The organism is Agrococcus beijingensis (assembly GCF_030758955.1).
GTDB lineage: Bacteria > Actinomycetota > Actinomycetes > Actinomycetales > Microbacteriaceae > Agrococcus > Agrococcus beijingensis.
Window position 1 is genome coordinate 303,063 of the sequence record NZ_CP132360.1, and the last position, 24,383, is coordinate 327,445.

The 24,383-nt window shown below is 72.3% G+C and carries 21 protein-coding genes and 2 tRNA genes; 13 read left to right on the forward strand and 10 right to left on the reverse strand.

The genetic code is table 11. From position 1 onward, the window contains the following. The first annotated feature begins 62 nt into the window (after positions 1-62). Positions 63-1,097, forward strand: a complete 1,035-nt coding sequence (locus Q9250_RS01375) for an Fpg/Nei family DNA glycosylase (protein WP_306232787.1) — start codon at positions 63-65, stop codon at positions 1,095-1,097. 52 nt (positions 1,098-1,149) lie between these two features. On the opposite strand, the gene Q9250_RS01380 is transcribed toward Q9250_RS01375, so the two are convergent. The 3 genes from Q9250_RS01380 to Q9250_RS01390 all read right to left on the reverse strand — a co-directional run bounded on the left by Q9250_RS01380 (position 1,150) and on the right by Q9250_RS01390 (position 4,413). Further along, entirely contained in the window at positions 1,150-1,803 is a 654-nt protein-coding gene (locus Q9250_RS01380; RefSeq protein ID WP_306232788.1) for a hypothetical protein, read from the reverse strand. 88 nt (positions 1,804-1,891) lie between these two features. Continuing rightward, on the reverse strand, positions 1,892-3,397 hold the full coding sequence (locus Q9250_RS01385) for an HNH endonuclease signature motif containing protein (RefSeq protein WP_306232789.1): 1,506 nt from the start codon (positions 3,395-3,397) through the stop codon (positions 1,892-1,894). 56 nt (positions 3,398-3,453) lie between these two features. Further along, positions 3,454-4,413 (reverse strand): GlxA family transcriptional regulator, encoded by a 960-nt coding sequence (locus Q9250_RS01390; protein WP_306232790.1) that lies wholly within the window; start codon positions 4,411-4,413, stop codon positions 3,454-3,456. 173 nt (positions 4,414-4,586) lie between these two features. Between Q9250_RS01390 and Q9250_RS01395 the strand changes: the two genes are divergently transcribed. Then, positions 4,587-6,032: a serine hydrolase domain-containing protein gene (locus Q9250_RS01395; protein WP_306232791.1), complete on the forward strand. Its 1,446-nt coding sequence runs from the start codon at positions 4,587-4,589 to the stop codon at positions 6,030-6,032. Beyond that, entirely contained in the window at positions 6,029-6,778 is a 750-nt protein-coding gene (locus tag Q9250_RS01400; protein ID WP_306232792.1) for an alpha/beta fold hydrolase, read from the forward strand. The genes Q9250_RS01395 and Q9250_RS01400 overlap by 4 nt, the downstream gene beginning before the upstream one ends. A gap of 636 nt (positions 6,779-7,414) precedes the next feature. On the opposite strand, the gene Q9250_RS01405 is transcribed toward Q9250_RS01400, so the two are convergent. Further along, positions 7,415-7,488 (reverse strand) — tRNA-Gly (locus Q9250_RS01405). An 81-nt stretch (positions 7,489-7,569) separates the two neighbouring features. Between Q9250_RS01405 and Q9250_RS01410 the strand changes: the two genes are divergently transcribed. Continuing rightward, positions 7,570-9,045 (forward strand): glycoside hydrolase family 1 protein, encoded by a 1,476-nt coding sequence (locus Q9250_RS01410; protein ID WP_306232793.1) that lies wholly within the window; start codon positions 7,570-7,572, stop codon positions 9,043-9,045. A gap of 133 nt (positions 9,046-9,178) precedes the next feature. Here Q9250_RS01410 and Q9250_RS01415 read toward each other — a convergent pair whose 3' ends face one another. After that, complete coding sequence (locus Q9250_RS01415) at positions 9,179-9,856, reverse strand: fasciclin domain-containing protein (protein ID WP_306232794.1); 678 nt, start codon at positions 9,854-9,856, stop codon at positions 9,179-9,181. 159 nt (positions 9,857-10,015) lie between these two features. Here Q9250_RS01415 and Q9250_RS01420 point away from each other — a divergent pair, with 159 nt between their 5' ends. Continuing rightward, positions 10,016-11,815, forward strand: a complete 1,800-nt coding sequence (locus Q9250_RS01420; protein WP_306232795.1) for a cytochrome c biogenesis protein CcdA — start codon at positions 10,016-10,018, stop codon at positions 11,813-11,815. Between the two features lie 154 nt (positions 11,816-11,969). Further along, a tRNA-Pro gene (locus Q9250_RS01425) sits at positions 11,970-12,044 on the forward strand. A 445-nt stretch (positions 12,045-12,489) separates the two neighbouring features. Here Q9250_RS01425 and Q9250_RS01430 read toward each other — a convergent pair. The 4 genes from Q9250_RS01430 to sigK all read right to left on the reverse strand — a co-directional run bounded on the left by Q9250_RS01430 (position 12,490) and on the right by sigK (position 15,298). Then, a complete protein-coding gene (locus Q9250_RS01430) occupies positions 12,490-12,867 on the reverse strand; it encodes a DUF2255 family protein (RefSeq protein WP_306232796.1) in 378 nt (125 codons plus the stop codon). Positions 12,868-12,951: 84 nt separating this feature from the next. Then, positions 12,952-13,878: a DMT family transporter gene (locus Q9250_RS01435; protein ID WP_306232797.1), complete on the reverse strand. Its 927-nt coding sequence runs from the start codon at positions 13,876-13,878 to the stop codon at positions 12,952-12,954. A gap of 62 nt (positions 13,879-13,940) precedes the next feature. Then, positions 13,941-14,753 carry an anti-sigma factor gene (locus tag Q9250_RS01440; protein WP_306232798.1) on the reverse strand — a complete coding sequence of 271 codons (813 nt, stop codon included), beginning with the start codon at positions 14,751-14,753 and terminating at the stop codon, positions 13,941-13,943. Continuing rightward, positions 14,750-15,298: an ECF RNA polymerase sigma factor SigK gene (gene sigK, locus Q9250_RS01445; protein ID WP_306232799.1), complete on the reverse strand. Its 549-nt coding sequence runs from the start codon at positions 15,296-15,298 to the stop codon at positions 14,750-14,752. Before sigK ends, Q9250_RS01440 begins: the two co-directional genes overlap by 4 nt. 203 nt (positions 15,299-15,501) lie before the next feature. On the opposite strand from sigK, the gene tig reads away from it, so the two are divergent. The 3 genes from tig to Q9250_RS01460 all read left to right on the forward strand — a co-directional run bounded on the left by tig (position 15,502) and on the right by Q9250_RS01460 (position 18,256). Beyond that, positions 15,502-16,857, forward strand: coding sequence for a trigger factor (tig, locus tag Q9250_RS01450; RefSeq protein WP_422665058.1), 1,356 nt, complete (start codon positions 15,502-15,504; stop codon positions 16,855-16,857). Positions 16,858-16,979: 122 nt separating this feature from the next. Next, positions 16,980-17,591 carry an ATP-dependent Clp protease proteolytic subunit gene (locus Q9250_RS01455; RefSeq protein WP_306232800.1) on the forward strand — a complete coding sequence of 204 codons (612 nt, stop codon included), beginning with the start codon at positions 16,980-16,982 and terminating at the stop codon, positions 17,589-17,591. After that, positions 17,591-18,256 carry an ATP-dependent Clp protease proteolytic subunit gene (locus Q9250_RS01460; RefSeq protein WP_306232801.1) on the forward strand — a complete coding sequence of 222 codons (666 nt, stop codon included), beginning with the start codon at positions 17,591-17,593 and terminating at the stop codon, positions 18,254-18,256. Before Q9250_RS01455 ends, Q9250_RS01460 begins: the two co-directional genes overlap by 1 nt. A gap of 63 nt (positions 18,257-18,319) precedes the next feature. Here the strand turns inward: Q9250_RS01460 and Q9250_RS01465 are convergent, their stop codons facing one another. After that, on the reverse strand, positions 18,320-18,976 hold the full coding sequence (locus tag Q9250_RS01465; RefSeq protein ID WP_306232802.1) for a copper resistance CopC family protein: 657 nt from the start codon (positions 18,974-18,976) through the stop codon (positions 18,320-18,322). A 119-nt stretch (positions 18,977-19,095) separates the two neighbouring features. Between Q9250_RS01465 and clpX the strand changes: the two genes are divergently transcribed. The 4 genes from clpX to Q9250_RS01485 are packed head-to-tail and all read left to right on the forward strand — an operon-like array spanning position 19,096 to position 24,300. Beyond that, entirely contained in the window at positions 19,096-20,373 is a 1,278-nt protein-coding gene (gene clpX, locus Q9250_RS01470; RefSeq protein WP_306232803.1) for an ATP-dependent Clp protease ATP-binding subunit ClpX, read from the forward strand. A 53-nt stretch (positions 20,374-20,426) separates the two neighbouring features. Continuing rightward, entirely contained in the window at positions 20,427-21,245 is an 819-nt protein-coding gene (locus Q9250_RS01475) for an ABC transporter ATP-binding protein (protein WP_306232804.1), read from the forward strand. 41 nt (positions 21,246-21,286) lie between these two features. Continuing rightward, positions 21,287-22,273 carry an ABC transporter substrate-binding protein gene (locus Q9250_RS01480; RefSeq protein WP_306232805.1) on the forward strand — a complete coding sequence of 329 codons (987 nt, stop codon included), beginning with the start codon at positions 21,287-21,289 and terminating at the stop codon, positions 22,271-22,273. Beyond that, a complete protein-coding gene (locus Q9250_RS01485) occupies positions 22,270-24,300 on the forward strand; it encodes an iron ABC transporter permease (protein ID WP_306232806.1) in 2,031 nt (676 codons plus the stop codon). Before Q9250_RS01480 ends, Q9250_RS01485 begins: the two co-directional genes overlap by 4 nt. The last annotated feature ends 83 nt before the right edge of the window (positions 24,301-24,383 follow it).

A 24,383-nucleotide genomic window follows, 5' to 3' on the forward strand; every position in this document is an offset into this window, starting at 1 on the left:
CCTGATGCCGGAGGGCCTGCCTGATGCCGGAGCGCCTGCGCTGATGCTTGAGAGCTCACCCGATGCCTGAGGGCCACTCCGTCCATCGCATCGCCCGCCAGTTCGGCGCGAACTTCGTCGGCTCGACGGCGGCCGTGACGAGCCCGCAGGGGCGCTTCGACGTCGGCGCCGCCGAGCTCGACGGCCGGCTCATCACCTCGTCGGAGGCGATCGGCAAGCACCTGCTGCTCGGCTTCGACGGCACCGCGACGCACCCCGATCGGGTGCTGCACGTGCACCTGGGCATCTACGGCGCGTGGGACTTCGCTGGCGCCATCTCGGTCGACCCGACGATCGCCGCGGCCGACGGGCGGATGGGGCAGACGGGGATGCTCGGGGTGCCGTTGGGCGGCGCCGGCACCGAGGGCGAGAACGAGGCCTCGATCGCCTCGATCGGGGCGCCGCGGCTCGCCCGTCTGCGGGCGGGGGAGCGGGAGACGGCGACGACGGCTGCGACGGCGACCGCCTTCCCGCCGGACTCGGTCGGTCAGGTGCGCGTGCGCATCCTCACCGACCGCGCCGTCGCCGACCTGCGGGGGCCGACGGTCTGCGAGGTGCTCGAGCCCGCCGAGGTGGTGGCGCTCGCGCAGCGGCTGGGGCCCGACCCGCAGGCGCTCGGCGCGACCGGCCCGCTGGGGGAGACGAAGCAGCAGGCGGAGGATCGCTTCGTCGAGCGGGCGTCGCGCTCGAAGCAGCCGATCGGGCAGCTGCTCATGGATCAGTCGGTGGTCGCCGGGATCGGCAACGTCTATCGGGCCGAGCTGCTGTTCAGGGCGGCGATCGATCCGCTCCGCCCGGGCGCGCAGCTGACCGTCGACGAGCTGCGGGCGCTCTGGCGCGATTGGGTGAAGCTGCTGCGCATCGGCGTCGAGACGGGGCAGATGCTCACGATCGACGGGCTGCGCGGTGCCCGGCGGGCTGCGGCGCTCGCGAACCGCGCCGATCGGCACTGGGTCTACAAGCGCGAGGGGCTGCCGTGCCACCGCTGCGGCACGCCGGTCGCGCTCGAGACGATGCAGGGGCGCAAGCTCTACTGGTGCCCGGGCTGCCAGCTCTGAGTGCGCTGCCGAAGCGGTGCAGCGCCACCGCTGAGCGCGCTGCCGAAGCGGTTCAGCGCCAGCGGTAGAGCGTCGCGCCGTCGATGCCGGTGGCCGACGGGCTGACGACCCACGATCCGGTGGGGTCGTCCTCGCGGACGGCGACGATCACCTGCGCCGTCTCGCGGCCGCCGGGAGCCATCTCGAAGACGTAGCCGAGGTCGTTGGGCGCGGCTGCGGTCGAGGCGGAGTTCTGGTCGGAGAAGGGGCCGCCGTCGGGCTGGTAGGCGAAGGTCATGTCGAACATCGGATGCGTCGTCACGACCCCGACGTTCTCGATCTCGAGCTCGAGGATGACGAAGCGCTCCCCGGCGCGCGGGATCCCTCCCGTCTGCGCGGCGAGGCCGTCGGCGGGGTCGATGCTGCGCAGCGCCGTGATCTCCCACGTCGAGCCGCGATCCGTGTGGATCGTGACGGTGTCGCCGTAGGAGAACTCGCCGGGGGCCGTCGTCGGCACCGGCGGCGTTGTCGGCCCGTTCGTCGTGGGCGGCGGGTTGAGGTCGGTGAAGACGGGACCCTGCGACGCGGGGATCGCCGGGTCGTCGGGCGTCGACGGCGGCAGGGCGACGCAGGCGGCGAGCGTCAGGGCCGCGACGGTGCCGGCCACGAGGGCGGCGCCGAGGCGGTTGGAGCCGCGCGCGGGGCGCCGGGTGACGATCGGGGACACGGCAAGCACGCTACCGCGAGGGGCTGTGAGCGGGGCCTCTGGTCGCGCGGTGACGACGCTGCTGTCGTGCCGTCCTCGCGCTCGGTCGTCAGTACGGCAGGTCGGGCGGCGGCTCGGGCGGCGGAAGCGCGGCTCCCCATCGATCGGGCGGCAGTGCGCGCTCGATGTCGGCGAACGTCGGCCCGATGGGCTCGGGCACGGTGCTGACGACGTCGCCGAGCGGCGTCGTCCACTCGATGACGCCGTGGTCGAGCTGCCGCATGCTCCAGCGGGAGGCGTGCTTGAGCGTGTGGTCGCCGCGGCACAGCACGGCGAGGTTGTCGAGCGACGTGGTGCCGCCCTTCGCCCAGTCGAGCGTGTGGTCGAGGTCGGCGCGTCTGCCGCCGCACGCGCAGCCGGGGAAGCGGCATCCGCCGTCGCGCGCGTGCAGCCATCGCTGCTGCTCGGCTGCGGGCCGGTAGGTGTCGACGGTGACGGCCACGCCGGTGACGGGATCGGTGAACAGCCGCTCCCACATCGCGACGCCGCCGGCGAGGCGGCGTGCGGTCTCGCCGTCGATCAGCACCCGGCCGTCGAGCGCGGCGGGGAAGCGGAGCTGCGACGTCTCGCCATCGTGCAGCAGCTCGGTGGCCGGCATCGTGATGGCAACGTGCGCCTTGAACAGCGAGGTGCCGTGCAGGTCCTCCGGCACCGAGCCGCCGAGCAGCAGCTCGCAGAGCGCGTCGGCCCGGAACTGGTCGAAGGTGCGAGGGTCGTCCTTCGGCTTGGCGCGTGCCGCCTGCGTCAGGCGGTCGTAGAGCCCGACGGCGAGCACCGCAGGCACTCGCGCGACCACGTCGCACATGCCGTCGCCGGCGTCGAACAGCTCGACCCGGCGGCGATCCCGTGCGGCATCGTGCCGCTGCTGCAGCGGCTCGGTGAGCGCCGCATCGACGATGCGCTTGGCACGTCGCCGCAGCCGGCCGGGTGTCGTCGTCTCGGCGATGGCGACCAGCTCGGCCTCGACGGCAGCCCGGTCCTCGGGCGTGACGCGCTGGTCGAGCCGCACCGCGCGGGTCTCGGCCTCGATGACGCGGAGGTGGCCGACCGTGATGCGGCCGGCCTTCGCCGACTCGTGCGCCGCCGGCAGCTCGCGGACGAGGCTCCACGCATCCGTCATCTGCTTCTCGAGCCCACGATGGGAGACGCCGATGTCGACGGCGGCGATCGAGGCGAGCTCGCGCACGCCGACCCCGCTGTCGCCCGGCTGCTCGAGCACGCGCTGCAGGTGCTCGGCCATCAGCGCGCGCTGCTCGCCCGCGATGCGGGCCGACTGGCGCTCGAGGGCACGCATGCGGGCGGCGAACTCGCGGTCGAGCTGGAGCCGTCGGGTGGCGGCATCGTCGTCGAGGGGCGGCCGCGACGGCAGGCTGCGGCCGGTGCGGACGAGCTCGTCGATCTCGGCGTCGGAGAGCGACGCCATCAGCGCGCTCTGCTCCTGCTCGAAGGCGATCAGCGACTCGTCGAGCTCGGCTGCGGTCGCGCCGAACGGATCGACCGCACCGGCGCGCACGGCGGCGATGTAGCCGTCGGCGTCGATGCCCATCTCGTCCATGCGGCAAGTGAACACCGCACCACTGACACGACCGGCTGGGCTGTGGAGAACGGCAGCTAGCCCGATCCGAAGTGCTGCCGGTGCTGGCCGGGCGTCGTGCGCAGTCGCCTGCGGAAGGCACGGTGCATGGTCTCGGGCACGCCGAACCCGCAGGCCGCCGCGATCTGCTCGGTCGTCCTCGATGTCGTCTCGAGCAACCCGCAGGCAGCGTCGATGCGCAGGGCCTCGACCTGCTCCGCAGGCGTGACGCCGACTGCGGCCTTGAACACTCGGCTGAACTGGCGCTCGGAGAGGTTCGCGCGCATCGCCAGCGCCGGGATCGAGAGGTCTGCGGCGAGGTTGGCCGTCAGCCACTCGAGCACCTCGCGCACCGGCTCGTGCTCCTCCGACTGCGCGGCGAGCGCGGCGGAGAACTGGCGCTGCCCGCCAGACCGCCTGAGGTAGACGACCAGCTGACGGGCCACTGCGGCAGCCGCTCGCCGACCGCGGTCCTCGGAGACGAGCGCGAGGGCGAGATCGATCCCGGCGGTGACGCCGGCCGAGGTCCAGAGGTTGCCGTCGCGCACATAGATCGCGTCGGTCTCGACGGCCACGCGGGGGAAGTCGCGCGCCAGCATGGCGCACTCGGCCCAGTGGGTCGTCGCCCGCCTGCCGTCGAGGAGCCCTGTCGCGGCGAGGAGGAACGCCCCGGAGCACACAGAGGTGATCCTGCGAGCCCGTTCGCCGAGCAGCCGCACGTGGTGCACGAGGTGCTCGTCGGCGATGGCTGCGTCCATGTCGCGACCGCCGGAGACCACGAGGGTGTCGATCTCACCGCGCACGTCGGCGATCGGCGTGGAGCCGAACTCGAGCCCGCTGGTGGAGAGCACCGGTCCGCCGTGAGCACTGACGACCTCGGTGCGGTAACGCGGCTCGGGCAGCATGCGCGACGCAGTCGAGAACACCTCGAGCGGGCCCGTCACGTCGAGGATCTGGGCGGACGGGAACGCCACGATCACGATGTGCGGCTCGATCACGGCGGCTCCACTGGCGAGGCTGCTGGGGCGCGGGTGGCCGAGATCGTCAACGACGTGTCCTAGGGGCCCCGGAGGTCGGAGCCTACGGTGAATGTATCCCCGAACGGAACGAGATGCTCGTGCCAACTTTGTCGGTTTCCAGACGCCTCGGCGTCATCGCAGTCAGCGTCGTCGTGGCGACGACCTCGATCGTTGGCCTCACGGCCGCTCAGGCCGACGGTGAACCGCCTACGCTGAGGCAGCTGACCGAGCGGCTCGACCGAGAGCAGCCGCTGATCATGGGCGAGTACGGCGTGCCCGGCGCCGCGGTCGCGGTCGTGCGGCAGGGCGAGGCGGTGTGGTCGACCGGGTACGGCGACGCCGCCGCGGGCGAGCCCATGACGGCAGACACGGTGTTCCAGGTGGCATCGATCTCGAAGACGCTGACCGCGTGGGGTGTGATGCGCCTGGTCGAGTCGGGGCAGGTCTCCTTGGAGGCTCCGATCGCCGACTACGTCACCCGATGGTCGCTGCCGCCTTCCGACCACGACGCGAGCGGCGTCACCGTCGCCCGCGTCATGAGCCACACCGCCGGGTTCAACCGCGTCGACGGCCACCCCCTGCCGGTGGGTGAGCAGCTGCCGACCCTCGAGGAGTCGCTCTCCGGAGACAACGGGGGCGGTCAGAGCCTGCGGATCGAGTTCGAACCGGGGCGGGGCTTCCACTACTCGAACGCGGGCTACACGCTGCTCCAGCTCATGATCGAGGAGGTGACGGGCGAGCGCTTCTCCGACTACATGCAGGCGGCGATCCTCGACCCGCTCGGCATGACCGACAGCACCTACGACCCGACACGGGTGACGGCTCAGGCCACCGGCCACTACGCGAGCGGTCAGCCGCTGCCGCACTACCGCTTGACCGAGCAGGCCGCAGGCGGCCTCTACTCGACCGCGAACGACCTGGCGCTGCTCGTGGCCGCCAGCATGGCCGGGCCGGCCGGGGAACCGGTCGGGCGCGGGGTGCTCACGAGCGAATCGGTGCGCACGATGATGGCGCCGCAGCAGATGCCCGACGGATCCGTCGTCAGCCTCGGCCACCTGAACGACCAGCTCGACGACGGCTTCACCACGACGGGAAACAACGGCCACAACATCGGATGGATCACCAACATGGTGATCGTCCCTGAACTGGGGGAGGGCATCGTGATCCTGACCAACAGCGACGTCGAGACGACAGGGCTCGGCCTGCGGGCATGGACGCAGTGGCTCGGCGTCTCCGACACCTTCACGACGCAGGCTTCGATGGTCGCCCTCGACGAGACCAGCACGATCATGCTCGTGGGCGCCGGACTGCTGCTGGCACTGGCGGGGGCGCTGCTCGTGGTCGCGCTCGTGCAGGCGCTGGTGGGCCGACGCCGACGCCGATGGCTCTGGCGGTCGCGGCACCCGGCGCCGCGCATCGCGATCCGAGGATCGCTTGCCGCGCTGGCGATCGCCGGCCTGATCGCCGTGCTCGTGCTGCCGGAGCGGCCCGTGTACGAGACGCTCCTGCCGATCGAGACGGCAGCGGTGCTCGTCGCTGTCGTCTGCTCCGCCGCTGCCGCGCTCGTCTTCGCGAGCACCCGACGGGCGCACCGATGAAGCGCGCGTGGCTCGTCGGCGCTCTGGCCGCCGCACTGATGCTCTCCGGGTGCGCAGCGAACAGCCCCTTCGACCTGGCCGACGGGCAGGCGAGCCTCGACTGCGAGGGCGACGGCGCGACCACGGTCGTGCTCCTGGCGGGCATGGGAGACGACGCGTCGACGTGGCGCCCGCTGCGGGACGCGCTCGGGCCGAACGTCAGGACCTGCGCGTGGGACTACCCCGGCGTCGGCGGATCGACCGGCTCGGCCGCGCCGATGACGGCGGGCGTCGCAGCTGCCTCGCTCGACGCGACGCTCACTGCGGCCGGTGTCGACCGGCCGGTCATGCTCGTCGGCCACTCCATCGCCGGCCTCACCGTGCGCCTCTTCGTCGGGCAGCATCCTGACGACGTGGCCGGCGTGGTGCTGTTCGACCCGACCGTCTCGTCGTTCGCCCACCGCTATGACCTCAAGTCGTTCCAGCCGAGCTGGGACGGCGCGGGCAGCGCGCACGAGGTCGACGAGATCACCGTCTGGCCCGACATCCCCTTCGAGATCCTGCGCCACGACTCCGCGGTCTACGCCGAGCAGGGGATGTGGGATGCCCAGGTCGAAGTCGCGTGGATCGTCGGCCAGGCCGACTTCGCGTCGCTGGCGCCCTCGGGCGTCGTGACGGAGGTGCCGGGCGCCGGGCACTACGTGCATCGCGATCAGCAGCAGACGGCGGTCGACGCTGTGCTGCGCGTGCTCGGCCAGATCGAGTAGCTGGGACATCGACCGCGACCGGAGTGGAGCGGGCGACGGGCGCGGAGGTCCGGTGGGCCTCCGCGTGATCCTGCCAGTGCGGCCGAAGGCCGCGCGTCTGTTCGATTGCCGGCGATCGCGACCCAGGGGAGCGGGCGTCGGGCGCGGAGGTCCGGTGGGCCTCCGCGTGATCCTGCCAGTGCGGCCGAAGGCCGCGCGTCTGTTCGATTGCCGGCGCTCGCGACCCAGGGGAGCGGGCGACGGGCGCGGAGGGCCGGTGGGCCTCCGCGTGATCCTGCCAGTGCGGCCGAAGGCCGCGCGTCTGTTCGATTGCCGGCGCTCGCGACCCAGGGGAGCGGGCGACGGGCGCGGAGGGCCGGTGGGCCTCCGCGTGATCCTGCCAGTGCGGCCGAAGGCCGCGCGTCTGTTCGATTGCCGGCGATCGCGACCCAGGGGAGCGGGCGACGGGCGCGGAGGTCCGGTGGGCCTCCGCGTGATCCTGCCAGTGCGGCCGAAGGCCGCGCGTCTGTTCGATTGCCGGCGATCGCGACCCAGGGGAGCGGGCGACGGGCGCGGAGGTCCGGTGGACCTCCGCGTGATCCTGCCAGTGCGGCCGAAGGCCGCGCGTCTGTTCGATTGCCGGCGATCGCGACCCATTGGAGCGGGCGACGGGAATCGAACCCGCGTAATCAGTTTGGAAGACTGAGGCTCTACCATTGAGCTACGCCCGCGTGCCCCGCACTCGCGTGAGCGGCGGGACTGGACGAATCTACCGCATCCACCGGCACCATCCGCCCCGCTACGCTCATGGCGTGCAGCGAAGCATCCCCCACGACCTCGTGCTCGGCGCCGCCACGGCGGCCTACCAGATCGAGGGCGCAGCGGCCGAGGACGGCCGCACGCCCAGCATCTGGGATGCGTTCAGTCGCGTCCCCGGGGCGGTGATCGACGCGCACAACGGCGATGTCGCCTGCGACCACTACCACCGCATGCCCGAGGACGTCGCGATGATGCGCGAGCTCGGGCTGCAGACCTACCGCTTCTCGACCAGCTGGGCACGCGTCTGCCCCGACGGCGGCGCCCCGAACGCCAAGGGCCTCGACTTCTACTCGCGGCTCGTCGACGAGCTGCTCGACGCCGACATCCTGCCGTGGCTGACGCTCTACCACTGGGACCTGCCGCAGACGCTCGAGGAGGCCGGCGGCTGGCCGAGCCGCGACACCGCCCACCGCTTCGTCGACTACGCGCTCGCGGTGCACGAGCGGCTCGGCGACCGGGTGCAGAACTGGACCACCCTCAACGAGCCCTGGTGCTCGTCGTTCCTCTCCTACATCGCCGGCGCGCACGCGCCGGGTCGGCAGAGCGTCGAGGCCGGCCTGCAGGCGGGCCACCACCTGCTGCTCGCCCACGGCATGGCCGTGCAGGCGCTGCGCGATGCGGGCGCCGAGCGCCTCGGCATCACCCTGAACTTCACCGTCGCCGACCCCGTCGACCCGAGCAGCGCATCCGACCTCGATGCCGCCCGGCGCATCGACGAGCAGTACAACCGGTTCTTCGTCGACCCGATCCTGCGCGGCTGCTACCCCGAGACGCTGCTCGCCGACGTCGGCCACCTGGGCCTCGACGCGGTGGTGCAGGAGGGCGACCTCGCGATCATCGCGAGCCCCATCGACGTGCTGGGCGTCAACTACTACCACGGCGACGCCTGCTCGTTCGAGCCGCCGGCCGAGCCGATGCTGCAGGATGCGCCGACCGATCGCGCGATCCGCAGCCCGTTCCCGGCGGCCGACGGCGTGCAGATCCACCCGCGCGGCCTGCCCGTGACGACGATGGGCTGGGAGGTGCAGCCCGACGGCCTCACCCGACTGCTCACCCGGCTGCACGAGGAGTACGCGGGGCCGAAGGGCGTCGAGCTCTGGGTCACCGAGAACGGCGCCGCCTACGACGACGAGGTGGTGCTCGAGACGCCGTGGGTCGCGGAGGATGCCGCGACGGAGGCAGACGGTGCGGATGCGTCCACGGATCAGGCGGGCACGCTCGCACCGCGCATCCACGACCCCGAGAGGGTGGACTTCCTCCGCGCGCACGTGGGCGCCGTGCTCGACGCGATCGACGCGGGGGTGCCCGTCAAGGGCTACATGTACTGGTCGCTGATGGACAACTACGAGTGGGCCTGGGGCTACCACAAGCGATTCGGCATCGTGCGGGTCGACTACGACACGCAGGAGCGCACCGTGAAGGACTCCGGGCTCGAGCTCGCGCGCATGATCCGCGAGCGCACGCTGTAGCGGGCGGGCGGGCGGGCGCACGCTGCGACCGGACGGGCGCACCCGGGCCGCGTCGCGCATCCGCCCCTGCACAGACGAAGGGCCGGCCCACCCGGCCGGCCCTTCGAGCTTGTGTGCCCTGATCGTGCGGTGATCAGCCCATCGACGGCGGCATCAGCACCGTGTCGATCAGGTAGACCGTGGCGTTGGCGGTCTGCACGCCGCCGCAGACGACGGTGGCGCCGTTGACCATCAGCTCGTCGCCCGAGCCCTCGACCATGAGCGTCTCGCCCTGCACGGTCGTCTGCTCGCCCACGATCGCGTCAGGCGCGATCTGTCCGGGCACCACGTGGTAGGTCAGCACCGAGCTGAGCGTCTCGGCGCCCTCGGGGGTGCCGAGCGCCTCGACGGTCTCGGCGGGCAGCGCCGCGAAGGCGTCGTCGACCGGCGCGAAGACCGTGAACTCGGAGCCGTTGAGCGTGTCGACCAGGTCGACCTCGGGGTTCAGCTGGCCAGAGACCGCGGCGACGAGCGTCGTGAGGATCGGGTTGTTCGAGGCCGCGACCGCGACCGGGTCCTGCGACATGCCGACGATCGAGCCGGCGCCGTCTGGCACCTGCTCGTCGTACATCGCGCAGCCGGCGCCGACGAGGCTGTCGTAGGCCGGGTCCATCGCGGCGTCCGACTCCATCGGCGCCTGCGTCATGCCGGTCGGCTCCGAGGCCTCGGGTGCCGCAGCGGTGCTGCCGCCCATCGAGCAGCCGGCGAGCGCGAGCGTCGCCGCGCCGACGAGCACGAGCCCTGCCATGGTGGGGTTCTTCTTGGTGAGCATCGCTGCTCTCCTTCCCTGTGGGGTAGCCGGCCCGTGCGAGCCGGTGATGCCAGGGGTTCGGAGCCTCCTGCAGACCGGATTGGACGAGTCGCGCCGACCGCGAACCCCATCCGCGAACGCCTCCGTGCCGAACCCTGTGCAACCTGCCTAGGAGGCACCATGCTCGCCCTCATCGGATTGCTCGGTGGTTTCATCACCGGCATCTCGCCCTGCATCATCCCGGTGCTGCCGGTCATCCTCTTCTCGGGCGGCATGCAGTCCGCGCGCGGCGGGCAGACGACGGATGCGCCTGCCGACGCGGGCACGGAGGCCTCGGGCGAGAGCGCGGTGGCGACCGCGACCGCGGTGCGGACCCGACGCATCCGCACCGTCTCGCGCTGGCGCCCGTACCTGGTGATCGCGGGCATCGTCGTGAGCTTCACGCTCATGACGCTCGCGGGCAGCCTGTTGCTGAGCCTGCTGGGGCTGCCGCAGGATGTGCTGCGCTGGGCCGGCATCATCGTGCTGAGCCTGATCGGCATCGGCCTCATCGTGCCCCGCTTGCAGCACCTGCTCGAGAAGCCGTTCCAGAAGATCCCGTGGCTGAACGCGGCCAGCGAGAGGTCGGGCAAGCTGCAGGGCTTCCCGCTCGGCCTCGCGCTCGGCGCCGTCTACGTGCCGTGCGCCGGCCCCGTGCTGGCCGCCATCACCGTCGCCGGATCCACGGGCCAGATCGGCCCCGACACGATCGTGCTCACCGTCTCGTTCGCGATCGGCGCGGCGCTGCCGCTGCTGTTCTTCGCGCTCGCGGGCCGCGGCCTCGCCGAGCGCATCGCGGCGTTCCGCAAGCGCCAGGGCGTGATCCGCATGGTCTCCGGCGCGCTCATGATCCTGCTCGCGCTCGGCCTCGTCTTCGACGTGCCGGCCAGGCTGCAGCGCCTCGTGCCCGACTACACCTCGGCGATCCAGGGCTTCATCGCCGACAACGAGGAGGTGCAGGACGCGATCGCGATCGGCGGCCTCGAGACCGAGGAGAACAAGGATCTCGACCTCTGCGACCCGGGCGCGACCCAGCTGCAGGAGTGCGGCACGGCCCCGAGCATCCGCGGCATCGAGTCGTGGTTCAACACCGAGGGCGACCAGCCGATCGACCTGGCCGAGCTGCGCGGGCAGGTCGTGCTCATCGACTTCTGGGCCTACTCCTGCATCAACTGCCAGCGGTCGGCGCCCCACATGAACGCCTGGCAGGACGCCTACGCCGACGCGGGGCTGCAGGTGATCGGCGTGCACAGCCCCGAGTATGCGTTCGAGAAGGTGCGGCAGAACGTCGTCGACGGCGCGGCCGCGCTCGGCATCGAGTACCCGGTGGCGATCGACAACTCGCTCTCGACCTGGACCAACTACCGCAACGCCTACTGGCCCGCCCGCTACCTGGTCGACGCCGACGGCACCGTGCGCAACGTGCACTTCGGCGAGGGCTCGTACCGGGAGGGCGAGCAGATGATCCGCGAGCTGCTGCAGCAGGCGAACCCCGACGTCTCGCTGCCGCCGGCCACCGAGCTCTCGGACGAGACGCCCGAGAACGCATCCATCACCCCCGAGTCGTACCTCGGCACCACCAAGATGCAGAACTTCGGCGGAGAGGAGCGCTACTCGACGCTCACCGAGGCGTTCGCGTACCCGGCGGAGCAGGCGCCCGACACCTTCGCGCTCGACGGCGCCTGGCGCCTCGAGACGCAGTTCGTGACGCCGCGGGACGGCGAGGCGCGGATCCGTCTCGAGTACCGCGGGCAGGAGGTGCGACTGGTGCTGGCCGGCTCGGGCACGGTCGTCGCCGACGTCGATGGCGAGCGGGTGGAGCTCGAGGTGTCGGGCACGCCCCGCTCGTACCAGCTGCTCGGGGCGGATGCGTCGCAGCAGGGAGTGATCGAGGTAACGGTGCCCGCGGGCGTCGAGGCCTACTCGTTCACGTTCGGGTGATCGGGCGGGAGCGCCGGCCGAGCGCTCCGCGGACCCCTTCCGCCAAATTCGACCTGGTGCACCAGGTCGCCATTGGTGGAAGGGGTCGAGCGGGCGTGCGATCACCTGCTGGCAGCGCCGATAGACTCGCCATTCGTATGGGAGCGATCCCTTACGGGGCGTAGCTCAGCTTGGCTAGAGTGCCCGCTTTGGGGGCGGGAAGTCGCAGGTTCGAATCCTGTCGCCCCGACGAGTCGGCTGCTGTCGCAGGTCCTTCGGCCCGGCGGGCAGCGCGTCGCGGTGCGACGCGGGTTCGAATCCTGTCGCCCCGCCGGTCCGACGCTGTCGCGGGTCCTCACGCCCGCGGCCAGCGCGTCGCGGGGCGCAGCGGGGTCGAATACTGTCGCCCCGACGGTCCGACGCTGTCGCGGGTCCTCACGCCCGCGGCCAGCGCGTCGCGGTGCGACGCGGGTTCGAATCCTGTCGCCCCGACGGTCCGACGCTGTCGCGGGTCCTCAAGCCCGCGGCCAGCGCGTCGCGGTGCGACGCGGGTTCGAATCCTGTCGCCCCGACGGTCCGACGCTGTCGCGGGTCCTCAAGCCCGCGGCCAGCGCGTCGCGGTGCGACGCGGGTTCGAATCCTGTCGCCCCGACGAGCGGTTGCTGTCGCGGGGCCCGGGCCGAGCCGGCAGCGCGCTACCGCGCGTCGACGCGCAGCGTCGTGCCGCGCGCGGGCTCCGCGTTCAGTCGCCGGGTCGGGGCGCCGTTGCCGTAGCGCGCCACGTAGGCGGCGTCGAGCTCGTCGTCCAGCGAGTCGTCCAGTACGAAGGCGACGTCGCGCTCCTCGCCGTCCCAGGCGACCCCGCCGCGCAGCTGCCGCAGCACGCCCACGTACCACTGCGCCTCCGGCCCGTTCACCGAGCGCACGAGCAGCTGCCCGTCGACGACCGCGTGCCAGACGATGCGCCACGATCGCAGCGAGCCATCCCTGCGCGCGCCCGCGACCCGGATCTCGGAGACGCGCTCGAACGCATCCAGCTCGTCCTTCGTCCATGCGGTCGTGGCGATCTCCATCCCTCGGGGTGCGACTCCACGATCCACCACGAGCGCTCCGGGTGCCAGGCCCCGCCAGCCTCGACGGCGCGGGAGGGCCTGCCGCTACCTGTCGCCGCGCGCCGCGCGCTGCTGCGCGACCAGCACGATCACCACGCCCACTGCGGCGACGACCAGGCCGACGACGCCGACGCCCGTGACGGGCACGCCGAACACCAGCCACACCCAGAGCATCGCGGTCGGGGGCGTCAGGTAGAGCAGCGTGCTGACGAAGGTCGCGCCGTGCGAGCGCGTGACCGTCACGTAGAGCACGTACCCGCCGAGGCTCGCGAGCACGACGAGCCACAGCACCGCGAACCACAGCTCGGCGGTGGCGGGCGGCGCCGCCTGCCCGCGCACGAGCGCGACGGCCATGAACACCGCGGTCGCCACGACCGCCTGCATCGTGATCGTCTGCAGCAGGTCGTCCTGCAGGTGCCAGCGGCGCTGCAGGACCGTGCCGCTGCCGAGGCACAGCACGCCCACGAACGGCAGCAGGTAGGCCCACAGCGGCGCCCCGGACTCGCCGAGCTGCCCACTGACGACGAGCGCGACGCCACCGAGCCCCACCGCCATGCCGCACCACATCCACCCGGTGGCACGCTCGCCGAGCAGGCGACCGGCGATCGTGGCGACGAGCATCGGCTGCAGCGCGGCGATGAGCGCGGCGGTGCCGCCGTCGACGCCGGCGCGCACGCCCTCGAAGATCATCAGCAGGTAGCCGGCCTGGCTGAGCAGCGCGATGGTGCCCTGCCGCAGCCAGCTGCGGCGGCCCGGCCAGCGGCGGCGCAGCACGAGCATCGCCGCGACGAGCAGGCCGGCGAGCACGACGAAGCGCCAGGCGAGCACCGTGATCGGCTCGCCGCCGGCGCGTGCCGACAGCTCGGCGCCGATGAACCCCGAGCTCCACGTGACCACGAGCGCGATCGACGCCACCACGATCGCCGTGGGGCCGAGCCTGGTGCGCGGCGCGTCGCCGGTGCTGTCTGACACCGCTCGATCATGTCAGCCCTCGCGTGCGCTGCCGCGCGCCCTGGCCGAAGCGGGCGGATGCGTCAGGTCTGGACGACGAGGATCGGCTCGGTGGTCGGTGCCTCAGACCCGCCCTCCGGCTCGACGGTCACGCCGACGGCGGTGCCCGCCGTCAGCTCGCCGTCGAGCAGGAACGCCGTGCTGGTGCCGCTCGCGTCGAAGGTGCCGGCCGGGTGGGCCCCGGCCGCGTCGATGTACCAGGCCTGGTAGGTCTGGCCCGCGGGAGCCGCGTCGAGGCCCTCGAAGAGGATCGCCGACTGGCCCTGCTCGGGCGACCAGATGACCGTCGCGACGGTGCCGTCGGCCAGCTCGACCTCGCTGCGCTGGGCGTCGTCGGCCGCGACGACCGCGCCGAGCGCCTCCTGCGTCGATGCGCCGCCGAGCTGCGTGCCGATGGCGACGCCGCCCAGCAGGATCGCAGTGCCGGCTGCGACGGCGCCCAGCACGCGCAGCGGCTGCCAGCGGGCGCGTGCACGCCGCTCCGCCGGGCCGGGTCGACGGGTCTCCTCAACCCGAGTGGGCTCGATCGGGAGCGCCGCGGGCGCCGCGAACGGCAGTGCGGGCTCGACCGCGGGCGCCGTCGAGGCGGGTGCCGCGGTGTCGACCGCCGGCAGCTGCGGCTCGAGGGCGATGGCGTCGAGCACGCTCGCGCGCAGCGTCGGCGGCGGCGCGACCTCGTCGCCGGCGAGCAGCGCGGCCGTGTCGGCCAGGCTCGCCGCCTCAGCCCGAGCCTCGGGCGATGCCTCCGCGTCGAAGCGCTCACGCTCGGCCGGGCTGAGCGCGTCGAGCGCATAGGCCGCGGCGAGGTCGTCGATCGACCGCTGGTCGTCGCTCATGCCGTCACCCCCAGGATGCCGCGCAGGCGCTGCATGCCGTCGCGCAGGCGTGTCTTGACCGTGCCGAGCGGCGCATCGAGCCGCTCGGCGATCTCGGACTGCGTGAGCCCGTCGAAGTAGGCGAGCTCGATGGCCTTGCGGTGCGCGTCGCTCAGCTGCCCGAGCGCGCGCCGCGCCCGTGCGGCGTCGAGCGAGATCTCGGCCTGCTCGGCCACCAGGTCGACCGGCACGCCGATGTCGCGCACGCCGATGCGGGCGTCGCGGTTTCGCTGCGACTGCGAGGCGCGCACCCGGTCGACCGCGCGGGCGTGGGCGATCTGCAGCAGCCAGCTGATGGCGGCGCCGCGGCTCGGGTCGAAGCGCTTGGCCTGCCGCCAGGCCTCGAGGAAGACCTCCTGCGCGACCTCCTCGGCCTGCGCGCGATCGACCAGGATGCGCAGCACCAGCCCGAAGACGCGGGACGACGTCAGGTCGTACAGCTGCGCGAACGCGCGCTGATCGCCCTCGGCGGCGCGCACCAGGCACGTCTCTGCGTCAAGCTCCACGCGCCTGAGTATTGCAGGCGGAGCGACGAGGGCGAGGGCGGTCATGCCGGTGGTTCGTCGCGGGCGAACGGATGGATTGGGGCGGGCCGGTGCGCAGGCCGGTAGACTCGGACGGTGGTCCGCCCTCACGCGGCGGATCCGGCGTGCTCTGCGCGCCCCGGCCGAAGTGCCGAACACACCCCCGAACCTCAGGAGACCACCTCGTGAAGACCACGGTCGAGAAGATCGAGAACACGCGCAGCAAGCTCGTCATCAACGTCGAGCCCGCAGAGCTGCGCCCCGCGATCGACCAGGCGTACAAGACCGTCGCCGAGCAGATCAGCGTCCCCGGCTTCCGCAAGGGCAAGGTGCCTTCGGCGATCATCGACCAGCGCGTCGGCCGCGAGGAGATCCTGAACCAGGCCGTCTCGGAGTCGATCGACGAGTTCTACCGCCAGGGCGTCGCCGAGGCCGGCATCCGCCCGCTCGGCCGCCCCCAGGCCGACGTCACCGCCTGGCCCGAGGTCAAGGACTTCTCGGGCGACCTGGTGCTCGAGATCGAGGTCGACGTGCGCCCCGACTTCGACCTGCCCGAGGTCGACGGCCGCACCATCACGGTCGACGCCATCGAGGTCGACGACGCCGCCGTCGAGACCGAGCTGAACGAGCTGCGCTCGCGCTTCGGCACGCTCGTGACGGTCGACCGTCCTGCGGCGAACGGCGACTTCGTCACGCTCGACCTGACCGCCACCATCGAGGGCGAGACGGTCGACACGGCCAGCGGCATCTCCTACGAGGTCGGCTCGGGCGAGCTGCTCGAGGGCATCGACGAGGCCGTCGAGTCGCTCACCGCCGGTGAGGAGACCACCTTCACCTCGAAGCTGGTCGGCGGAGACCACGCCGGCAAGGACGCCGAGGTCCAGGTCTCCGTGCAGGCCGTCAAGGAGCGCGAGCTGCCCGAGGCCGACGACGACTTCGCGCAGATGGCCAGCCAGTTCGACACCATCGACGAGCTGAAGGCCGACCTCGCCGAGCAGGCCGGCCGCAGCCGCAAGCTGGGCCAGGCCGAGCAGGCGCGCCAGCGCCTCCAGGACGAGCTCGTCGAGGCCGTCGAGATCGAGGTCCCGACCGCCGTCGTCGAGGACGAGGTCGTGCGCCACCTCGAGGCCGAGAACCGCGCCGACGACGAGGCGCACGGCGAGGAGGTCCGGCAGGAGACCCGCAAGCTCCTCAAGCAGCAGATGCTGTTCGACCGCTTCGCCGAGGAGGCGAACCTCGAGGTGACGCAGCAGGAGCTCACGCAGATCGTCGTGCAGCAGGCCGCCCAGTACGGCATGGCTCCGCAGGAGCTCGTGCAGGCGCTCGAGGCCAACGGCCAGCTGCAGGTGCTGCTGGGCGACATCCTGCGCGGCAAGACGCTGTCGACCCTGCTCGGCCGCGTCACCGTGGTCGACGACAAGGGCGAGACCGTCGACCTCACCGACTTCCTCCCGCCGGCCGAGCAGGCCGACGAGGACGACGTCGAGGGCGCCATCCGCGAGGCCGAGGCGAAGCTCGCCGCGCAGCACTCCGAGGACTGATCCGCGACGAGGGGCCGGGCGCGAGCCCGGCCCCTTCCGCATGCCTCCGCCTGCGGCGAACACGGCCCGGTGGGGCCATCCTGCTCGCCTAGGGTGGGAGCAATCGAGAGAAGGAGTCACCCGTGGCTGAACCCGTCTTCGCGCAATCGGTCTTCGACCGACTGCTGCGCGATCGCATCATCTGGCTGGGCGAGGAGGTGCGTGACGACAACTCGAACGAGATCTGCGCGAAGATCCTGCTGCTCGCCGCAGAGGATCAGAACAAGGACATCTACCTCTACATCAACTCGCCCGGCGGCTCGATCACGGCCGGCATGGCGATCTACGACACGATGCAGTTCGTGCCCAACGACATCGTCACCGTCGGCATCGGCATGGCGGCCTCGATGGGCCAGCTGCTGCTCACCGCCGGCGCTCCGGGCAAGCGCTACATCACGCCGAACGCGCGCGTGCTGCTGCACCAGCCGCACGGCGGCTTCGGCGGCACCTCGAGCGACATCCAGACGCAGGCGCAGCTCATCCTCGACATGAAGAAGCGCCTCGCTGAGATCACCGCGGAGCGCACGGGCAAGACCGTCGAGCAGGTCAACGCCGACGGCGACCGCGACCGGTGGTTCACCGCCGATCAGGCGCTCGAGTACGGCTTCGTCGACCACGTGCGTGCGTCGGCAGCCGACGTCACCGGTGGCGGCGGCACGGATCAGGACGGCAACGCCGGCCAGGAGGGCAACTGATGGAGACTCCCACGTTCCAGGCGGCAGGCAGCGCGCTGCAGGCGCCGGGCTCGCGCTACATCCTCCCCAGCTTCGAGGAGCGCACCCCCTACGGCTTCAAGCGCCAGGACCCGTACGCGAAGCTCTTCGAGGACCGCATCATCTTCCTCGGCGTGCAGATCGACGACGCATCCGCCGACGACATCATGGCCCAGCTGCTGGTGCTCGAGTCGCAGGATCCTGACCGCGACATCGTCATGTACATCAACTCGCCCGGCGGCTCGTTCACGGCCATGACGGCGATCTACGACACGATGCAGTACATCCGGCCCGCGGTGCAGACCGTCTGCCTCGGCCAGGCGGCCTCGGCCGCCGCCGTGATCCTGGCGGCGGGCGAGCCCGGCAAGCGCCTGGCGCTGCCGAACGCGCGCATCCTCATCCACCAGCCCGCGACGTCCGACGCAGGCCGAGGGCAGGCATCCGACATCGAGATCCAGGCGCGCGAGGTGCTGCGGATGCGCGCATGGCTCGAGCAGACGCTGTCGAAGCACTCGAACCACGACATCGAGAAGGTGTCGAAGGACATCGAGCGCGACACGTTCCTGTCGGCCGAGGAGTCGCTCGAGTACGGCCTCATCGACCAGGTGCTGACGAGCCGCAAGACGGCGCCGCAGCTGCTCGCCTAGGTCGAGCGCCGACGGCAGAGGACCGGTCTCCCCGCGGGGAGCCGGCCCTCTTCGCGTGCCCGATCAGGCGGCGTCGTCGCGGCGGCGGCGGTACCCGCGGTTGACGGTGTAGGCGATCACGCCCAGCACGGCGAGCAGGGCGAGGATGCCGATCGGGAGGAACGGGAACTCGCCGCCCTCGGCCCCCTCGTCGGTCTGCTCGTCGGGTGCCGCAGTGCCCTGGGTGGTGGATGCGGTGGCGTCCGGTGCGTCGGAGGTCGCGGCGGGCTCGGTGGCGGCCGGGTCGGTGGCGCCCGCCTCGGTCTCGACCGGTGCCGCGACACCGCAGACCGGCGCGGCGGCGAGGCCGGAGACGCCCTCCTGGCCGGCGACCGGCTCGAAGGCGAACCCCACGGTGCCGTCGATCGTGTGACCGTCGGCCGAGACCACCTGGTAGGTCAGCGTGTAGTCGCCGGCCGTGCCGAGCGCAGCGGCGAGCGAGATCGTGCCGCCTTCGACCGTCGTGCACCCGTCGCCGTAGAAGCGGCCCTCGGCATCGGTGAGCTGGATCTGGTTGGCGCTGTTGACACCCTCGATGGTGAGCAGCTCCTCGTTCATCGTGACGCTGAACGTGCCGGGCTGCTCGGTCATGACGGCGCCGTCGGCAGGCGTCGTGCCGGTGACGGCGGCGTGCGCGGGCAGGAGGATGACAGCCGCGATCGCGGCGAGCGGGGTGAGCATGCTCCCAGCCTACCGAAGGCGATCCGGGGCATCGCGGCGTGGTCGACGGCCGTGTCAGCCGCCTGCTCTAGGCTTTCAGCACGGGCGCGAACCGCGCTCGCAGTCTGAGGGAGGGCGCGATGGCACGACTCGGAGAGAGCGGCGATCTGCTCAAGTGCTCCTTCTGCGGCAAGAGCCAGAAGCAGGTGCAGCAGCTCATCGCTGGGCCCGCGGTGTACATCTGCGACGAGTGCGTCGAGCTGTGCAACGAGATCATCGAGGAGCGCTCGGCCGAGGCCGGCGAGACCCCGAACCACGACGGCTTCACGCTGCCGAAGCCGCGCGAGATCTACGAGTTCCTCGAGGAGTACGTGGTCGGCCAGCAGGGCGCGAAGCAGTCGCTCGCGGTCGCGGTCTACAACCACTACAAGCGCATCAACGCCGCGAAGCAGCTCGAGTCGGCCGACATGGCGGGCGACGGCGTCGAGATCCAGAAGTCCAACATCCTGATGGTCGGCCCCACCGGCTGCGGCAAGTCCTACCTCGCGGCGACGCTCGCGAAGCAGCTCAACGTGCCGTTCGCCGTCGCCGACGCCACCTCGCTGACCGAGGCGGGCTACGTGGGCGAGGATGTCGAGAACATCCTGCTCAAGCTCATCCAGGCCGCCGACTACGACGTGAAGCGGGCCGAGACCGGCATCGTCTTCATCGACGAGATCGACAAGGTGGCGCGCAAGGCCGAGAACCCGTCGATCACGCGCGACGTCTCGGGTGAGGGCGTGCAGCAGGCGCTGCTCAAGATCATCGAGGGCACGGTCGCGTCGGTGCCGCCGCAGGGCGGCCGCAAGCACCCGAACTCCGAGTTCATCCAGATCGACACGTCGAACGTGCTGTTCATCGTGGCGGGCGCCTTCGCCGGCCTCGAGGACATCATCTCGAACCGATCGGGCAAGCGCGGGATCGGCTTCGGCGCACCGGTCGCGTCGCTGAAGGCCGACCTCAACGTCTTCCAGGACGTGCTGCCGGAAGACCTGCACAAGTACGGCCTCATCCCCGAGTTCATCGGCCGCCTGCCCGTCATCGCGACCGTCACGCCGCTCGACCAGTCGGCGCTCGTGCAGATCCTCTCCGAGCCGCGCAACGCCCTGGTGAAGCAGTACCAGCGCATCTTCGAGATCGACGGCGTCAAGCTCGACTTCGAGCCCGAGGCGCTGCAGGCGATCGCCGACCTGGCGGTCGACCGCAAGACCGGCGCTCGCGGCCTGCGCGCGATCCTCGAGACGGTGCTCGCGCCGGTCATGTTCGAGGTGCCGTCGACCCCGGGGGTCGAGCGCGTGATCGTCACCAAGGAGTCGGTCGCCGGCACCGAGGCGCCGGTCATCCTGACGGCCGACGACATCCAGGAGCTCTCCGCCTGACAGCGGCGCCTCGACGAATTGCGGCGCAGGTGAGGTAAGGCTAGCCTTACCTCGTGACCACCACCGGAGCGAGCGCGCTGCGCGCCGACGACGTCAGCCTGGCCTACGGCCGTGCGCGGATCGTCCACGGCGCATCCGTCTCGCTCGAGCCCGGTCAGGTGACGGCGCTCGTAGGCCCGAACGGCAGCGGCAAGTCGACGCTGCTGCGCGGCCTCACCGCGCTGCACCGCCCCACGGGCGGCAGCGTCGTCTTCGCCGACGGCGCCGACGCCTCCGGCCTGGGGGAGCGCGAGCTCGCCCGGCGCATCGCGCTGCTGGCGCAGTCGCACCCCGATCCGTCAGGCGTCAGCGTGCGCGAGGTCGTCGCCTACGGCCGGTTCGCCCACCGCGGCCGCTTCCGTTCGGGCGACCCTCGCGGCGCCGAGGTGATCGAGCGCGCGATGGCGGCAACCGGCATCGCCGAGCTCGCGGAGCAGTCGGTCGCGCAGCTCTCCGGCGGCCAGCGCCAGCGCGTGTGGCTGGCGACCTGCCTGGCGCAGGAGACCGGCATCGTGCTGCTCGACGAGCCCACCACCTTCCTCGACGTGCGGTACCAGCGCGAGATCCTCGAGATCGTGCGCGACCTCGCTGACGACGGCGTGGCCGTCGGCATCGTGCTGCACGACCTCGAGCAGGCGGCCGAGGTCGCCGACCGGGTCGTGCTGCTCGTGCACGGCCGGATCGTGGCCACCGGCACTCCCGAGGAGGTGCTGACGGCCGAGCGGCTCAGCGCCGCCTACGAGGTGCCGATCGACGTCGAGCCCGGAGCATCCGGGCTGCGCATCCGACCGCAGCGCCTGCGCCGCCGGTCGGCCGCGTCACGCGCCGCGTGACGCGCCCCAGCATCGGGCCGAGCGTCCGAGGAAGGACTACCATGTCCAAGCGAACCCTGCTCGCCAGCGCCGCAGTGCTCTCCGCACTCGTGCTCGCCGCCTGCGGCACCACCGAGCCGAGCGGCCCCGCGGCCACCGACGAGCCCTCGGGGGAGGCGGTCACCGTGACCGACGCGCGCGGCGTCGAGGTCGAGATCCCCGCAGGTGTCGAAGACGTCGTAGCGCTCGAATGGGTGGCCGTCGAGCACCTGCAGACGGTCGGCATCGTGCCCGTCGGCGTCGCCGACGCGGCCGGCTACGTCGACTGGTCGGGCACCGGTGCGCCGCTCGAGGGCGAGCCGACCGACGTCGGCACGCGCACCGAGCCGTCGATCGACGCGATCGCCGCGCTCGCGCCCGGCCTGATCGTCGCCGTCGCGGGCCGCGACGAGGGCGCCTACGCCGACCTCGAGGCCGTGGCGCCCGTGCTCGTGCTGCAGGGCGCCGACGCCGCCGACCCGATCGGCACGATGCTCGCCGACCTGCGCCTGACGGCTGAGGCCACCGGCACCGCCGACGCTGCGGAGACCGCGATCGGCGAGTTCCAAGCGCACCTCGACGAGGTCGAGGATCAGGTCGAGGAGGCCGGGCTCACCGGTACGCCGCTCGCCCACATGGACGGCTACGAGAACGGCGGCCAGGTCGAGATCCGCCCGTACGCGAAGGGCGCGCTGCTGCCCGCGGTGCTCGAGGAGGTCGGCTTCACGAACGCGTGGCCGGGCGAGGGCGACCCGCAGTACGGGCTCGGCATCTCGGACGTCGAGGGCCTCACGGCCCTGCCCGACGATGCCCAGATCATCTACATGACGGTCGGTGAGCGCGACGTCTTCACCGAGCAGCTGGCGACCAATGCGATCTGGACGGGGCTGCCGACCGTGCAGGCCGGCAAGGTGCACCGCCTGCCCGATGGCATCTGGCTGTTCGGCGGCGTCTCGTCGATGACGGCCTACGTCGACGCCGTCGTGGCGTCGCTCGCGCCCGCACCGTGACCCGGGTCCGACCTGGAGGGCTCGCGCTCGGCGCGGCCCTCCTCGTCGCACTCGTCGGGCTCTCCGCCTGGCACGCCACGCAGGGCACCACCCAGCTCGGCGTCACCGAGCTGCTGGGCTGGCTGGCCGGCGAGCAGGGCAACACGGCGGTCATCGTCGAGAGCCGGCTGCCACGGATCGCTGCGGCGATCGTCGTCGGCCTGGCCCTCGGCGCCGCGGGCTATGCGATGCAGACGCTCACCGGCAATCCGCTCGCTTCGCCCGACACGCTCGCGGTGAACGGCGGTGCCGGCGCCGCGATCGCCCTGGCCGCGGTGTTCGGCATCAGCCTGCCGGGCATCGGCGGCGCAGGGCTCGCGTTCGCCGGCGGCCTCATCGCCGCCCTCCTCGTCGTGGCGATCGGTCGCGGCCGCGGCTCGACGACGCAGATGGTGCTCGTCGGCACGGCGCTCGCGCTCGCGCTGCAGTCGGTCACGACGGTCGCCATCATCCTCGCCGAGCAGGAGACCGCCGGGCTCTACGCCTGGGGCGTCGGCCAGCTGTCCCAGAACGGGATCGGCACCGTCGCGCAGCTGCTGCCGCTCGTGCTGCTCGGCATCGCTGCGCTGCTGCTGCTCTCGCGCAGGCTCGACGTGCTGGCGCTCGGCGAGGAGGCCGCCACCATCGTCGGCGTCGGCGTCGGTCGGCTGCGCCTGCTGACGCTCGTCGCCTCGGTGGCGCTGGCCGCCGCCGCAGTCGCCATCGCGGGACCCATCGGCTTCGTCGGCCTCGCCGCGCCCATCGTGGTGCGCCTGCTCGTCGCACGGATCCCCGGCGCCGGGAGGCACCTCGTCGCGATCCCGCTGGCGGCGTTGGCGGGCGCCGTGCTGGTGGTCGGCTCCGACGTGCTGCTGCGGGCGGTCCTGCCCGCCTCCGCCGCGCTCGACGTGCCCACCGGCGTCGTCACGAGCCTCGTCGGCGCGGTGTGCATCGTCGTGCTCTCCCGCACGATCGCCGGGGCGAACGAGACCGAGTCGATGACGGTGCTGGGCTCGCGCACCATGGCGCGGCGCGCCTGGGTGCCGATCGTCATCGCCGCACTCGTGCTCGCGACGCTCACGATCGGCGCGGTGCTGCTCGGCGACCGCATGCTGCTGCTCGGCGACGTCGCCAACTGGCTCGGCGGCCGGGCCGGCGATGCGGTGCGGGTCACGCTCGACACCCGCACGCCCCGCGTGGCGGCCGCCGTGCTGGCGGGCGTCGCCCTGGCGATCTCGGGCGGCCTCGTGCAGGCCGTCGCTCGCAACGCCCTCGCCGACCCGTATCTGCTCGGTGTCGCCGGTGGCGCCGGGTTGGGCGCCATCTCGGTCATCACGCTCGCGCCGGCGGCCGTCGGCTGGATGGTGGCGGGCGGCGCCCTCGGGGGAGGTGCGCTGGCGGGGGCGCTGGTGCTGGTGCTGGTCGGCTGGAGGCGCCTGGGCAGCCTGCGGCTCGTGCTCACCGGTCTCGCGCTCTCGGCCGGCACCGCGGCGCTGACCAGCATGCTGATCGTGGTCACCGACCCCTACAACCAGGCGAAGGCGATCGTGTGGCTCGCCGGCAGCACCTACGGCCGCGGCTTCGAGGACGTCGTGCCGGTGGCCGTCACGCTGGTCGTCGCAGTGCTCGCGCTCACGTGGATGCACCGCGATCTCGACCTCGCGCAGCTCGACGAGTCGACGCCGCGACTGCTCGGCGTGCGGCTCTCGGCCGTGCAGGTGGTCGCGCTCGTCGTCGCCGTCGCGCTGACCTCGACGGCCGTCGCCGCCATCGGCGTGGTGGCCTTCGTCGGCCTCGTCGCGCCCCATGCGGCGCGCGCCATCGTGGGTGCGAGGCACCGCGCGCTGCTGCCGCTCGCGGCGCTGCTGGGCGGCACGCTGACGCTGCTGGCCGACACGCTGGGGCGCACGCTGATCGCTCCGGCGCAGCTGCCGGCGGGCGTCATGACGGCGCTCGTGGGCATCCCGTACTTCATCTGGCTGGTGCTGCAGGCGGGCCGCGCGCGCTGACCCACGGCGGGCGCGCACCTGCTGCGGATGCTGGGGAAATCCATCACAACCTCATGCGTGCCGCAAGGAACAGTCAGCGGAGC

Excerpts from the sequence above, each read along its gene's own strand:
- Q9250_RS01375 (WP_306232787.1), top strand. The coding sequence starts at position 63 with ATGCCTGAGGGCCACTCCGTCCATCGCATCGCCCGCCAGTTCGGCGCG.
- Q9250_RS01385 (WP_306232789.1), bottom strand. The coding sequence starts at position 3,397 with ATGGACGAGATGGGCATCGACGCCGACGGCTACATCGCCGCCGTGCGC.
- Q9250_RS01400 (WP_306232792.1), top strand. The coding sequence starts at position 6,029 with ATGAAGCGCGCGTGGCTCGTCGGCGCTCTGGCCGCCGCACTGATGCTC.
- Q9250_RS01415 (WP_306232794.1), bottom strand. The coding sequence starts at position 9,856 with ATGCTCACCAAGAAGAACCCCACCATGGCAGGGCTCGTGCTCGTCGGC.
- Q9250_RS01420 (WP_306232795.1), top strand. The coding sequence starts at position 10,016 with ATGCTCGCCCTCATCGGATTGCTCGGTGGTTTCATCACCGGCATCTCG.
- Q9250_RS01430 (WP_306232796.1), bottom strand. The coding sequence starts at position 12,867 with ATGGAGATCGCCACGACCGCATGGACGAAGGACGAGCTGGATGCGTTC.
- Q9250_RS01440 (WP_306232798.1), bottom strand. The coding sequence starts at position 14,753 with ATGAGCGACGACCAGCGGTCGATCGACGACCTCGCCGCGGCCTATGCG.
- Q9250_RS01460 (WP_306232801.1), top strand. The coding sequence starts at position 17,591 with ATGGAGACTCCCACGTTCCAGGCGGCAGGCAGCGCGCTGCAGGCGCCG.
- Q9250_RS01465 (WP_306232802.1), bottom strand. The coding sequence starts at position 18,976 with ATGCTCACCCCGCTCGCCGCGATCGCGGCTGTCATCCTCCTGCCCGCG.
- clpX (WP_306232803.1), top strand. The coding sequence starts at position 19,096 with ATGGCACGACTCGGAGAGAGCGGCGATCTGCTCAAGTGCTCCTTCTGC.
- Q9250_RS01480 (WP_306232805.1), top strand. The coding sequence starts at position 21,287 with ATGTCCAAGCGAACCCTGCTCGCCAGCGCCGCAGTGCTCTCCGCACTC.